Here is a 12468-nt window from a genome sequence, read left to right on the forward strand (position 1 = left end):
GTTCATCCCTTCTCGGCTCCCGCCGTGAGCCCCTCCGTCAGCAGCCGTTCGCTGGCGAAGAACACGATCACAATCGGCAGCGTGAGCACCACCGACCCGGCCATCAGGACCGTCGTCGGGATCTCTATGCTTCCCGCGAGCTGTGAAAGCCCCAGCGAAACGGTCCAGCTGTCCCGCCGCTCCACCAGGAAGAGCAGGGCGAACAGGAACTCGTTCCAGGCGATCATGAAGGCGTAGAGGCCGGTGGCCATCAGCGCGGGCTTGGAGAGTGGCAGCACCACCCGCCAGATGGTCGACAGTCTCGTGCACCCGTCGATCGCGGCCGCTTCCTCCACACTCTGCGGGACGGTCTCGAAGTAGTTGCGGAGCATGTATACCGTGACGGGCACCGTTTGCGCGATATACACGAGGATCAGTCCGATCAGGGATCCCCGGAGCCCGAGCATCGTGAAGAGCACGAACAGCGGGATGGCCAGCACGATCGCCGGAAACAGGTACACCGCCAGAAACAGGAAGTGCACCTGCCGCCGCCCGAAGAAGCGCAGCCGCGCCACCGCGTACGCGCCTGGGATCGAGATCAGCAGCGTGAACGCCACCGACGCGACCGCGATGATCGCGCTGTTCCCCATGAACGTCAGGAAGCCCTGCCTGGTCAGGACGTTCACGTAGGTGTCGAGCGTGAAGCTGCGAGGCCAGAGCGAGCCCGGCTCCAGGATGAGCTCCTGGATGTCACGCACCGACAACATCACCATGTAGAAGAACGGGAACGCGGTGATCACGAAGAGCACCAGGATCACCAGCGGCTTCAGATACCTGAAGAGAGCCCGTTCGAAACTATCCCTGCTCACGTTCACTCCCGCCGAAGAACCGCAGGTAGAGGATGAGGAACACGACGAGCACGACCGCCAGCACGATCGCCTGCGCGGCCGAGGCCCCGATGTCGTCGCGGGCGGTCAGGAAGTTGTAGACCCGCACGCTGACGACCTCGGTGCCGGCCCCGCCGCCGGTCAGCAGGTAGACGTCGTCGAACTTGGTGAACGTGAACACGAACCGCAGCACCGACAGCAAGGCGATGATGCGCCACAGCTGCGGCAGGATCACGTACCGGAAACGTTGGGTGGGCGTGGCCCCGTCCACCACCGCGGCCTCGTCCAGCTCCTTGGGCAGCGCCTGCAGCCTGGCCAGGATGAAGAGGAACGCGAACGGGAAATACCGCCATGCCTCGAATGCGATCACCGTCAGCAGTGCCACCGGCACCTGGATGCCCAGGAACTCGCCATTGGCCTGGGTGAGGAACGCGATCGGCTCGCGCAGCCAGGTGTTGACGATGCCGTACTGCGGATTGAGCATCGTCTCCCACAGGAACGCCACGGCCACGACCGGCGCCACGTACGGGATCAGGATCGACGCCCTGACCAGCGTGCGCCCCGCGAACCTGTCCCGCAACGCCAGCGCCGCCACCAGCCCGATCACGATCGACAACGCCGTTCCCGCGATCGTGTAGACGAGGGTGTTGACCAGGGACGACCAGAAGCCGGGCTCGGAGATCACGTACGTGAAGTTCTCCAGCGTGTAGTTGCCGAAGATCCCCACCCGCCGGATATTGATCAGTCGCGCATCCTGGAACGCCAGCATGATCGCCCACAGCAGCGGCACCACCACCACGACCAGCGTGATGATCAGCGTCGGCGAGATCAGGACGAGCCCGGCGCGGCCCTCCTGCTGCCGAAGCGTGTGACCCTTAGGTCTGCCCGGCGGCGCCGCCGGCCTTGCGTGCGTCGTCGTCACTGCCGGATCCCGCGCTTGATCGACTCCACGTCGGCCTTGGCCTGCGTGGCGGCGGCCTGCGGGGTGAGTGAGCCGTCCACGACTCCGCTCAGCGCCTTGGGCACCGGCAGCTCGCCCATGGTGGCGCCGACCAGCTTGCCCTGCCCCTGCGGGATGCCCCAGCGCGCGAACGTGTCAGGGCTCTTGCGCAGGGCCTCCAGTATGTCGGCCGGGTAGATGTCGGCCAGCGGCTTCTTGGAGTCCACCCCGGCGGGGAGCTTGTTCCACTGCTCGGCGAAGTTGGTGCGGGTGGGGAACTTGCCCTCGGGGGCCATGCCGATCCAGCGCTCGTAACCCTCGTTCATCATGTAAGCGACGAACTTGGCGGTCGGGTCCTTGGCCGCGTCACGGGTGATCGCCCATGAGACGATCTCGCCGTACTGCGCGGGCGCGCTCGCGTCCGGTCCCTTCAGCGCCGTCACCACGCCGGTGTTCTTGGCCAGCCACTCGGGGTCCTCGCGGCACTCCTGGCAGCTCGGCAGCGCGTCCTTACGCAGCCCCGCCATCTCGTCCAGGATGAACGACGACCAGATCATCATGGCCGCCTTGCCCGAGAAGTACGTGGCCCTGGTGGTGTCGACGTCCTGCTTGCCCTTGACCGAGTAGTTCTTGGCCAGGTTGGAGTAGAACTCGAAGGCCCGCACGCACGCCGGCGAGTCCAGGGCGACATTTCCGGAATTGTCCACCAGCTGGCAGCCGTTCGCCTGCGCGATGTGCTCGAAGCTCTGCGCGGTGAACGAGTCCTTCGGCGCGATCGCCAGCGTGATGCCCGCGACGCCGCCCGTGTTGAGCTTCTGGGCCGCCGCCTGCAGCGCCTCGTACGTGTCCGGCGGCTGCAGCCCGGCGTTGTCGAACAGGTCCTTGCGGTAAAGGATCAGCTGCGCCCACCCGTCGCTGGGCACCGCGAGCAGCCGGCCTCCCGAGGTGTTGAGCTCCAGGGCCCGCGGGGAGAACGAGTCCCTGCCGAGCTGGTCCACGACCTTGCCCGGCGTCTCGGTGTCGAGCAGCTCGTTGGCCTCCAGCTCGCGGACCGCGGCCAGGGGCAGGGCGCCGATCACGTCCGGCAGGTCGTCCGCCGCGGCGGCGGCCGTGATCGCCTGGCTGAACTGGTCTTCGGCCATGGCGACCAGATCCACTTGGATTCCGGTCTTCTGGGTGAACTCGGTGACGATCTGCTTCTGCACGGCCATCCGGTCCTCGAGGTTCTCCTCGGTCCAGACCGTGATCTTGTTGGCTGCGGTCGGCTGCTCGCCGCCGTCGTCACCGCAGGCCGTCAGCGTGGCGGCCGTCAGCAGTGCGACGGAGAGGACGGCGGTTACCTTCTTCGGCATGGCACGCTCCTCTGGTTGGGGATACGCCGCCCTTACCCCGGATCAGATGGCGCAACGTGCGGTAGGCGATACCGAGACCGGTCTGTACTCTCTCCGTGCTTCCGCTCCACACGGGGTCCTCATGCTCCACGGAGACCACACCGTCGTATCCGCCCTCGTAGCGAAGCCGTACGCGATGTCGGGAAATGTACGGCCCCAGCCATCGGGGTGCCAGCCCTTCATCACGCAGTTCTCAATGACGATCTCCGCGTTTCGCTGTCTGGCGTACTTCACCAGGGGTCGAAGACGTCAACGGCGCGTTCGATGTTGTCGCGGACCGTCCGCCCGAGGCCCGTCCTATGAACGTGCCGACGGCGGGGCAGCCGAGTGCGGCGGCGACGTCAATACGGCGCTGGACGTGCGGATTCACGCTCTGACCTGGCATGAGGATGCCGGTTGTTCTCGTAGTATGCGATCGAGGAAAGCGTTAGTCCGGTTTAGCGGAAGATGCCCCGGATTCGTGCGCATTCGGGCTCGTCAAAACGATCTACCTGAATGTGACTTCGGCCATCCGAAGTCGGCCGACCTGCCACTTCCAGGGCCTCGAGGCCCTGCTGAGAGGCTCGGCGGGCGACGTCGGTAAGGTCACTTTCCACAAGACACGCGGTCAGAAACCCCAATTGCATCAGCAGCCTCCCGCAGAAGACGTAGACTTAAGAGTGTTACGGGCGCAACTATCGTGTGCAAACAAGCAATAAAGCTTTGTCTTTTGATTGATCATTAAGCGTAAGTGTTGGGGAATGCGCGTCATCACCTTTGAAGAGCCAGGCCATGTCCGCGTCGGCTTGGAGTCGCCCGCCGAACTCGTTCCGGGCTCCGTGCGTGTTAGAACGCTCTACTCCGGAGTCTCGGCAGGCACGGAACTCACCGCCTATCGCGGCACCAACCCCTATCTCAGCCGAAAGTGGGACACCGAGCGTCGGCTGTTCACCGAGGGTCAGACGCATGCCTACCCGCTGAGCGGCTGGGGATACCAGGAGGTCGGCGAGGTGGTGGAGGCGGCGCCCGATGTCGCGGATCCCCCCGTCGGCGCGCTCGTGTGGGGCATCTGGGGCCACCGCGCCGAGGCCGTCGTGCCGGCGGAGAAGCTGGTCGGCCATGTGCTGCCGCCCGGCGCCGACCCGCTGAGCGGCGTGTTCGCCCGCGTGGGCGCCATCGCGCTCAACGCGGTGCACGCCGCCGACGTGCACCTCGGCGACCAGATCGCGATCTTCGGCCAAGGCGTCATCGGGCTGCTCGCGACGCGCCTCGCCGTGCTCAGCGGCGCCCGGGTGGTCGCCGCCGACTCCATTCCCGACCGGCTCGAGCTGGCCAGGAAGTTCGGCGCCGCCGAGACGTTCGACATCGCCTCGGGCTCGGTCGCCGAGTTCATGCGCAAGCGCATCGAGGGCGCCGACACCGTCATCGAGCTGAGCGGCAGCCACCTCGGCCTGCACGAGGCCATCAGGACCGTGCGCAAGGGCGGCCGGGTCGTGGCCGCCGGGTTCTACCAGGGTGACGGCATCGGGCTGCGGCTGGGCGAGGAGTTCCACCACAACCAGGTCCAGCTCGTCGCCTCCCAGATCGGCGGTGTCGCCTCGTGGCTGGCACACCGGTGGGACGTCGAGCGCCTGCAGCTCACGTTCATGGAGCTCGTGCACCGGGGCGAGGTCGACGCCGCCGAGCTCATCAGCCACGTCGTCCCCGTGGACCGGGCCGCCGAGGCCTTCGACCTCATCGACAAGCATCAGTCCGAAGTGCTTCAGCTCGTCTTCCAATTCGAGGAGTAAACAGTGAAGCTCGCCGTACAGGAGCAGCTTCTGCCCGGCCGCACGCTGCAGGAGAAGTTCGCGTTCGCGGTCGATGCCGGGTTCGACGCCATCGAGCTGCGTGGGAAGGGGGATTTCCACTTCGCCGGACGGCTCACCGAGCTCAAGCGGGCCCTGGCTGACGGCGTGGTCATGCCGACCGTCTGTGTCGACATGCCGCACTTCATCGGCGACTTCGACCCTGCCAAGCGCAAGGACGCGATCCAGCAGCTCCGCTCCCAGCTCACGGTGATCGCTGAGCTCGGCGGCATCGGCGTCATGACCCCGGCCTCGTGGGGGCAGTTCTCCTTGCGGCTGCCGCCGTTCGAGCCGCCACGCAGTCCCGAGGAGGACCGCGAGGTGCTGGCCGAGGCGCTGGGCATCCTGGGCGAGCACGCACAGCGCAACGGCGTGCTGATCATGCTGGAGCCGCTCAACCGGTACGAGAACCACATGGTCAACACGCTGGCCGACGCGGTCTCCTACTGCGCCATGGACTCGATCAGGGTCGTCGGCGACACGTACCACATGAACATCGAGGAGGACGACCCCTGCCGCGCGCTGGCCGAGGCCGCCCCCTACATCGCGCACATGCAGATCAGCGAGTCCAACAGGAACCAGCCGGGCACCGGTCACCTCGACTGGGGCGCGCAGCTGGCCACGCTCGACGCTTTCGGCTACGACGGCTACCTGGCGCTCGAATGCCGCCTGCGTGGCGAGCCGGAGATCGTCCTGCCTCAGACCGCTGCCTTCGTCAGGAAGTTCCTCTGATGCTGCGTGATGCCATCCGCGTCCTGGTGACGAACTGGGACGGCAGCTACACGGTTCCCTCCCGCCGGCTCTACCCCCATCAGTGGAGCTGGGACTCGGCCTTCATCGCGATCGGCCACGCCCGCTGGGCCCCGAGAAGGGCCAGGTCGGAGCTGCTGAGCCTGGTCGGTGCCCAGTGGCGCGACGGGCGGGTGCCGCACATCGTGTTCAACCCGAAGGTGCCCGACGGCGCGTACTTCCCAGGCCCCGACTTCTGGCAGACCCGCGCGCCGTCCGGGAGCGCGACCTCCGGCATCATCCAGCCGCCCGTCCACGCCCTGGCCGCGTGGAAGACCCACCTGGCCGAGCCGGACCCGGCGTTCCTGCGCCGGATCTACCCGCGGCTGGTGGCCCAGCAGGAGTTCCTGCGGACGGCCAGGCGTTCGCCCGAAGGGCTGATCTCGATCGTGCACCCCTGGGAGTCGGGCATGGACAACAGCCCGGCCTGGGACCTGTCGCTTCAGGGCGTGCAGGAACGCCCCACCGGGTTCGTCCGCAGGGACATCGACGCGGTCAGCGCCGACGAGCGGCCTACCGACCGCGACTACGAGTGCTATGTGGCGCTCGCCCGGGCCTACCGCGACTCCGGCTACCGCCGGGCCGGCGCATTCCACATCGAGGACCCGCTGTTCAACACCGCGTACGGCGTGGCCGAGCAGGCGCTCGCCCAGATCGCCGAAGTGTGCGGCCTCGACCCCGAGCCGCACGAGCGGGAGGCGGCCGCCATCACCGCGGCCATGGTCGAGCACCTCTACGACGGCGAGCTCTTCCAGGCCCGCGATGTGAACACCGGACACCTGCTCCATTCCGCCAGCGCCGCAGGGCTGACGCCGCTCATGCTGTCCGGGCTGCCAGGCGAGGTCGCCGACACGTTGATCGCGACCGCGCTGGACCGGTTCGCGTTGAAGGACGGCGTCCTGCCCAGCTTCTCGCCGTCGGCGCCGGAGTTCGACTCGGTGCGCTACTGGCGGGGGCCGAGCTGGATCAACCTCTGCTGGCTGGTCTGGCAGGGGCTCAAGGACCGCCGGCCCGACCTGGCCGGCCCGCTCGCCGACGGCATGATCACCATGGCGGCGCGCTCCGGCTTCCGCGAGTACTTCGACCCGTTCACGCTGAACGGCCACGGCTGCTGGGACTTCAGCTGGTCAGCCGCCCTCCTCCTCGACGTCGTCGCAGAGCACGGCCTGGAGGGTCTGGCGGCGGCCGGCGGCGAGATCGGTGAGGAACCGGGGGGCCTCGTGAAAGCCCACCACGTCAGTGATCAGGTGCTGGCGTAGCGCTCCGCCGTACTGCCTGAGCAGCGTGATCGTCTCGTGTGAGAGCCGCTCCCTGTCCCAGGCGTGCGCCAGCCCGCGCGGCACCCTGCCGATCTGGGCGCAGCGCACCGTCAGCCCGTTGTGGTGGAACTCCTCGCCGAGCCGCACCTCCTGCGCGCCCTGCGTGTAGAAGGCCAGGTCGATCAGCGTGCCCTGCGGCCGCAGCAGTCGCAGGGCGAGCGCCAGGGCCCGGGGCTGGCCGCGGCACTGGAACACCACGTCGGCGCCTCGGTCGCCCGGACCGTGCCGCCAGCGGCGCTTCAGCGTCACCGCCGGGTCGTCGTCGGCGGCCATCACGTGTGAGCCGAGCGTATCGGCGACCGCGAGCCTGGCCGGGGTCTCGTCCACGACCACGACGTCGGCAGCGCCGCAGGACCTGGCGAAGCAGGCGGTCAGCAGGCCGACCACGCCCGCGCCCACGACCACCACCCGGCGGCCGCGTACGCCGTCGCCCAGTTGCTGCACGGCGGGGCCGTGCAGGTCGTGTGCCGCGTGCAGCAGGCCGTTGGCGCAGATGGGGCCCATGTGGGCGACGTAGATGCCGAGCAGCGGGTCGAGGTCGTCGGGCAGCTCGACGAACCTGTCCTCCATCGGGTCCGCCACGTACGCCGTCCGGTGCCCGTAGCACATCGCCACCAGCGCGCCCTCGCGCACGGCCCGCGTACGGGTCTCCACCACCAGACCGACCTGCATGTAGCCGATGCCGCGCACCGGATACTCGACCGAGGGCGTGCCTTCGGTGAACAACCCGAGTGCGTGGTCCCAGGTGGAGGTCAGAGCGGGGTTCGTGCCTTTGACGTAGGTCAGCTCGGTCCCGGCCGAGACGCCGCTGTGCGTGGTCGCCACCATGAACCCGCCCTCGGGGATGCCGGGTAGCTTCTCCTCGACCAGCGTCACCTGCCCCGGCCCCTCGATGCTCAGGATTGTGCTCATCGCCTCACTCATCCAGCATCACCGGCCTTCGTTCCGCAGCGGACCGGGCGAGCGCCAGCGCCAGGCGGTGGGTCCGCAGAGCCTCACGGTACGGCACACGCACGTCCGCGTCCTTGCCTTGGACGGCGTCGATGAACTCCCGGTCCACCCGGGTCTTGGCCTGGCCGTCGTCCTCGATGACGCGTTGCCCGTCGACCAGCAGCCGCGTCTCGCTCAGCTCGAGCGCGATGCCGTCGGCGCAGATCTCCAGCCCCACCCGGTGCTTCTGGGTGAGCAGGCAGGAGGTGGCCAGCAGGCCGGCCGCACCGCCGGCGAAGCGCATCACCGCGGCCGTGGCCCGGTCCACCTCGCCGTCATGGGTGTTGTCCTCGGGGACGGCATGCACCATCGCGACCTCGCCCACCAGCACCCGGGCCAGGTCCAGCACGTGGACGGCCTGCTCGATGATCTGGCCGCCGGACATGCTCCGGTTCAGCCACCAGGCGACCGGGGGGATCTTGTCGAGCCAGTGGCCGAGCGCGAGGCGTACCGGGCGGCCGTCGAGCAGGTCGCGGGCCTGCTCGACGATGCCGAGGTAGCGCCAGTGGTGGCCGACCGCCGACGGCAGGGATTTCCGCGCTATTTCGGACGCGATAAATTCTGCGGTTTCGAGATCTAGTGATAGCGGTTTTTCTACAAAGAGAGGGAGATCACACGACAAGACATCACGTTCCGGGTTACCGTGCGCGAAAGGAGGGACACAGACGTAGACCGCATCCAGACCGCCGGCACTGAGCAGGTCTGCATGGCCGCCATAGGCGGGGGAGCCATGCTTGGAGGCCAGGGCCTCCGCCCTGTGGGGATCCGTGTCGGCGATTCCAGCGATCGTGACATCGGGGAATCCGGACAGGACGTCTGCATGGCGAGCGGCGACATTTCCGGCACCTACGATGCCGACGCGGGTCATTGGGGACACAACCTCGCATATGCCACATCCGGTCGCGACCAAACAAACATGTTCAAGGACGTATAGATCGGGCAGAGGTCGTGACCGCATGAGAACGGGGCTGAGTGCATGGAGACAGATGTGCGAGCCTTGTCCAGGGTTCAGGAGTGGTACGGCCCACACTCGAGCACCGCGGCCGAGTGGCCCGTCGACGCCTTAATGCTGGCCAAGGGAACCACCACGGTGAGCGTCGTCCTGCCTGCTCGCGACGAGGAGAGCACGGTCGGCGACATCGTCAGCGTCATCCGCCGCGACCTCGTCGAGCGCACGCCGCTCGTGGACGAGATCCTGGTGGTCGACTCGAACTCCACCGACGCGACCGCCCAACGGGCCCGCGAGGCGGGTGCCAGCGTGGTCGCGCAGAACGAGGTGCTCACGCAGCTGCCCAAGCTGACGGGCAAAGGTGAAGCACTGTGGAAGGGACTGGCCGCCTCGAGCGGCGACATCGTCGTGTTCGTGGACGCCGACCTGCGCAACTTCGGTTCGCACTACATATCCGGCCTGCTGGGACCACTGTTGGTGGACGCCGACATCCATTTCGTCAAGGCCACGTACGAGCGGCCGTACGTCGGTGCCGACGGCATCGCCCAGCGGGGCGCCGGCGGGCGCGTCACCGAGCTGGTGGCCAGGCCACTGATCAACATGTTCTGGCCGGAGCTGGCCGGATTCGCCCAGCCGCTCGGCGGTGAGTACGCCGCCCGGCGGGCGGTGCTCGAACAAGTGCCGTTCGTCACCGAGTACGGCGTGGAGTTCGGGCTCCTCGTCGACCTGCTCGAACTCATCGGACTGGACGCGATGGCCCAGGTGGATCTGGGCCAGCGTAGGCACACCCACCAGTCGATGGCCGCGCTCGGCCGGATGGCCGGGCAGATCATGCTCACCGCCTGGTCCCGGCTGGAACGCCAGGGCCGCGTGATGTCGTCGGAGCCCCCGGCGCACACGCTGCTGCAGTTCGGGCTGGACGGCGACGCCGACCTGGTGGACGTGGCCGTGGCGGAGCGACCTCCGCTCGCCTCCCTCGTACTGGAGGAGGATGTGGCATGAAAGTCCTGATCAACGCGGGGCCGTGGCTCACGGTTCCGCCCCCTGGCTACGGCGGGATCGAGAACGTGGTGGCGACGCTGGTGCCCGCGCTGCGCGAGCGGGGCGTTCACGTGGTGCTGGCCTCCGTGGGGACGAGCACGCTGGACGTGGACGAGCTGATCGGCGTCTACGACGAGGGTCAGTTCACGGAGTTGCAGAAGCCGTACAACCAGGTCATGGGCATCGCGCACGCGCACCAGGCGCGGCTGATCGCCGAGCTGCGCGCCCGAGACGACATCGACCTCGTCCACGACCACCTGGAAGTGGTCGGGCCGGCGATCCTGGCGGCCCTCGGCGGGCCCCCTGTCCTCCACACCCTCCACTGGGACCTGCGTAAACATCCGGACTTCTACGGCGCGTTCCCGTCGTCGATCGCGGTCAACGGCGTCTCTGAGTCACAACTGGCCCGTGCCCCCGATGCCTTGCGCGCGGCCTCGCTCGGCGCGATCTACCTGGCCACCCCGCTCACCGACGGTGACCTGCGGGCCGCGCGCGGGGATCATTTCGTGGTGATGGGCCGGATCTGTCAGCTCAAGGGCCAGCACGTGGCGGCCAGGCTCTGCCAGAAGCTGGGGCTGCCGCTGGTGCTGGCCGGACCCGTCAGCGGCCGCAACACCCCGGCCGAGCTGGACGTCGTGGCGCAGAACCCGTACCACCCGCTGTACGGCCACCCGGACGTGCGGTACTACCTCGACCAGGTGTCCCGCTACCTCGACGGCGAGCTGGTCAGGTGGGTCGGCGCGGTGGGCGGCCCGGCCAGGGACTTCCTGTACGCCTCGGCCCGGGCCGCGCTCTTCCCCATCCAGTGGGACGAGCCCGGCGGCACCGCCGTCGTCGAGGCGCTGGCGCTCGGGGTGCCGCCCATCGGGCTGCGCCGCGGCTGCCTTCCCGAGATCATCGACCACGGCCGCACCGGCTTCCTGGCCGACAGCGAGGAGGAGCTGGCCGAGTGGGTGCTGCGGGTGGACGAGCTGGATCCCGAGGAGTGCCGCGCCGAGGCCCGCCGCCGCTTCTCGCCGTCGGTCATGGCCGATCGTTACCTGGAGCTGTACGAGAGGGTCATGCGAGCCGGATGAGATCGCCGGGACCGGGGCGAGGCCGGGCAGGCAGCTGCCGCTACGCGAAGCCTCGAGGAAGGACGGTGACCGGGCAGCAGGACGCCCGCAACATCTTCATGGCCAGCTCGCCGAGAAACACCCGGTGCGGCTGCGCGTCCTCGCTCGCCGCGCAGACCAGCAACTCGCCGGGCAGCCACTCGACGTCGGCCATCGCGGCGGCCACGTCGTGCCCCTCGGCGACCTCCGACTCCGCCTCGATCCCCGTGCTCTCCCAGGCCAGCCGCACGGCCAAGGCGAGATCATCCCTGAGCTTCCCCTGATCCTCGGTACGCAGGTCGAAGGTGATCAGCCGGAGCGGCACGCCCAGCCGCAGCGCGGCCTGCGCCATCCGCTCGACCGCCGCGTCACACTGCGGCCGGTGCACGTAGGCCAGCGTGAGGCGGCTGGGCACGTCGGACGGCACGTACTGGTCAGGTGCCACCATGACCGCCTCCGACGACCGGTGGAGCAGATGGTCGGAGGTGGCGCCGATGGCGATGCGACCGTGCTGCCCGCCGTCCGTCGAGCCGACCACGATCAGGTCGGCCCTGATCCGGCTGGCCAGCACTGACAACCCACGTCCCGTGCCTCTGCTCTCGTACGTGATGTACTCGGCCGGCGTCGGCCCCAGCTCCTCGGCCGCGTGCGCCAGATTGGCCTGCGCCTCGACCGCCAGCCCAGGGCTGCCCGGCGGGTAGATCGTCGCCACCGTGAGCTCGCCACCCGTGACCCGTGCGATCGCGGCGCCAAGGGTCAGGGCCTCCCGCCCTCCCGCGTCGCTGGTATAGCCGACGATCACGTGCTCACCGATCACGACTGCCCTCTTACCCGCTCTGACCTGGGAATACGCCACCTTGATCCGAACGTTGTAAACCTTCGGAGGCGCAAAACAGTGAAGATCACTCTTGACGTTCGCTTCAACGGGGCCCGGGGCCCGATCACCCTTCGTGAAGCGGTTCAGCAGCTTCGAGTGCACGATCTGGCGTGCACGGTGGCTGCGGATGTCGTCGACAAGGAGGTCACCATTTTCGCTGACTGCGTGGCGCGCGGCTTCACGCCGCTCCGCAGCGAGATCATGGCCGCGTACTACGTGGCCGAGCGCGATGCCACCGCGGAAGCGTTCGATCGCGGGCTGATCACCCAGGCCGAGTTGGAGAGCAAGCACGCCGCCCTGGCGTGCCAGCTGCTCGCCTGACCTTCGTCATATCGAGGGGATCGGCCGTCTGGCCGAGGTGCGACCCGACATTCCACCCTTGGGTC

At 68.2% G+C, this 12468-nt stretch carries 11 protein-coding genes and 1 pseudogene; 6 read left to right on the forward strand and 6 right to left on the reverse strand.

Annotation, left to right across the window (positions count from 1 at the left end):
- Positions 1-2: 2 nt before the first annotated feature.
- Genes ACTWPT_RS00710 through ACTWPT_RS00720 form a run of 3 tightly spaced genes read right to left on the reverse strand, consistent with a single transcriptional unit; the run spans position 3 to position 3158 of the window.
- A complete protein-coding gene (locus ACTWPT_RS00710; protein ID WP_443175231.1) occupies positions 3-848 on the reverse strand; it encodes a carbohydrate ABC transporter permease in 846 nt (281 codons plus the stop codon).
- Positions 835-1788 carry a carbohydrate ABC transporter permease gene (locus tag ACTWPT_RS00715; RefSeq protein WP_443175232.1) on the reverse strand — a complete coding sequence of 318 codons (954 nt, stop codon included), beginning with the start codon at positions 1786-1788 and terminating at the stop codon, positions 835-837. The genes ACTWPT_RS00710 and ACTWPT_RS00715 overlap by 14 nt, the downstream gene beginning before the upstream one ends.
- Positions 1785-3158: an ABC transporter substrate-binding protein gene (locus tag ACTWPT_RS00720; protein ID WP_443175233.1), complete on the reverse strand. Its 1374-nt coding sequence runs from the start codon at positions 3156-3158 to the stop codon at positions 1785-1787. Before ACTWPT_RS00720 ends, ACTWPT_RS00715 begins: the two co-directional genes overlap by 4 nt.
- A gap of 857 nt (positions 3159-4015) precedes the next feature.
- On the opposite strand from ACTWPT_RS00720, the gene ACTWPT_RS00725 reads away from it, so the two are divergent.
- From ACTWPT_RS00725 to ACTWPT_RS00735, 3 genes and pseudogenes are all read left to right on the forward strand, one after another.
- A complete protein-coding gene (locus tag ACTWPT_RS00725; protein ID WP_443175234.1) occupies positions 4016-4966 on the forward strand; it encodes a zinc-dependent alcohol dehydrogenase in 951 nt (316 codons plus the stop codon).
- Between the two features lie 3 nt (positions 4967-4969).
- Entirely contained in the window at positions 4970-5755 is a 786-nt protein-coding gene (locus ACTWPT_RS00730) for a sugar phosphate isomerase/epimerase family protein (RefSeq protein ID WP_127940180.1), read from the forward strand.
- Positions 5755-6930: pseudogene (locus ACTWPT_RS00735) on the forward strand (MGH1-like glycoside hydrolase domain-containing protein); the annotation flags it as partial. The gene ACTWPT_RS00730 and the pseudogene ACTWPT_RS00735, both read left to right, overlap by 1 nt.
- 9 nt (positions 6931-6939) lie before the next feature.
- On the opposite strand, the gene ACTWPT_RS00740 reads toward ACTWPT_RS00735, so the two are convergent.
- Positions 6940-8043: a zinc-dependent alcohol dehydrogenase gene (locus ACTWPT_RS00740; RefSeq protein WP_443175235.1), complete on the reverse strand. Its 1104-nt coding sequence runs from the start codon at positions 8041-8043 to the stop codon at positions 6940-6942.
- A 4-nt stretch (positions 8044-8047) separates the two neighbouring features.
- The gene (locus ACTWPT_RS00745) at positions 8048-9079 is read right to left on the reverse strand and encodes a Gfo/Idh/MocA family protein (protein WP_443175531.1); all 1032 of its coding nucleotides are present in this window, start codon (positions 9077-9079) and stop codon (positions 8048-8050) included.
- A gap of 39 nt (positions 9080-9118) precedes the next feature.
- On the opposite strand from ACTWPT_RS00745, the gene ACTWPT_RS00750 reads away from it, so the two are divergent.
- Together ACTWPT_RS00750 and ACTWPT_RS00755 are read left to right on the forward strand one after the other, a co-directional pair.
- Positions 9119-10072 carry a glucosyl-3-phosphoglycerate synthase gene (locus tag ACTWPT_RS00750; protein ID WP_443175236.1) on the forward strand — a complete coding sequence of 318 codons (954 nt, stop codon included), beginning with the start codon at positions 9119-9121 and terminating at the stop codon, positions 10070-10072.
- On the forward strand, positions 10069-11187 hold the full coding sequence (locus ACTWPT_RS00755) for a glycosyltransferase (protein WP_443175237.1): 1119 nt from the start codon (positions 10069-10071) through the stop codon (positions 11185-11187). Before ACTWPT_RS00750 ends, ACTWPT_RS00755 begins: the two co-directional genes overlap by 4 nt.
- Before the next feature lie 40 nt (positions 11188-11227).
- Here ACTWPT_RS00755 and ACTWPT_RS00760 read toward each other — a convergent pair whose 3' ends face one another.
- Positions 11228-12022, reverse strand: a complete 795-nt coding sequence (locus tag ACTWPT_RS00760) for a universal stress protein (RefSeq protein ID WP_443175238.1) — start codon at positions 12020-12022, stop codon at positions 11228-11230.
- Positions 12023-12178: 156 nt separating this feature from the next.
- On the opposite strand from ACTWPT_RS00760, the gene ACTWPT_RS00765 reads away from it, so the two are divergent.
- Positions 12179-12403 carry a hypothetical protein gene (locus ACTWPT_RS00765; RefSeq protein ID WP_443175239.1) on the forward strand — a complete coding sequence of 75 codons (225 nt, stop codon included), beginning with the start codon at positions 12179-12181 and terminating at the stop codon, positions 12401-12403.
- Positions 12404-12468 lie beyond the last annotated feature (65 nt).

The sequence above is a fragment of the Nonomuraea sp. 3N208 genome, from assembly GCF_052245935.1.
Classification (GTDB): domain Bacteria; phylum Actinomycetota; class Actinomycetes; order Streptosporangiales; family Streptosporangiaceae; genus Nonomuraea.

What these genes read in the sequence shown, in the direction of transcription:
- ACTWPT_RS00720 (WP_443175233.1), bottom strand. Translation starts at nt 3,158, where the DNA reads ATGCCGAAGAAGGTAACCGCCGTCCTCTCCGTCGCACTGCTGACGGCC.
- ACTWPT_RS00740 (WP_443175235.1), bottom strand. Translation starts at nt 8,043, where the DNA reads ATGAGCACAATCCTGAGCATCGAGGGGCCGGGGCAGGTGACGCTGGTC.
- ACTWPT_RS00745 (WP_443175531.1), bottom strand. Translation starts at nt 9,079, where the DNA reads ATGCGGTCACGACCTCTGCCCGATCTATACGTCCTTGAACATGTTTGT.
- ACTWPT_RS00755 (WP_443175237.1), top strand. Translation starts at nt 10,069, where the DNA reads ATGAAAGTCCTGATCAACGCGGGGCCGTGGCTCACGGTTCCGCCCCCT.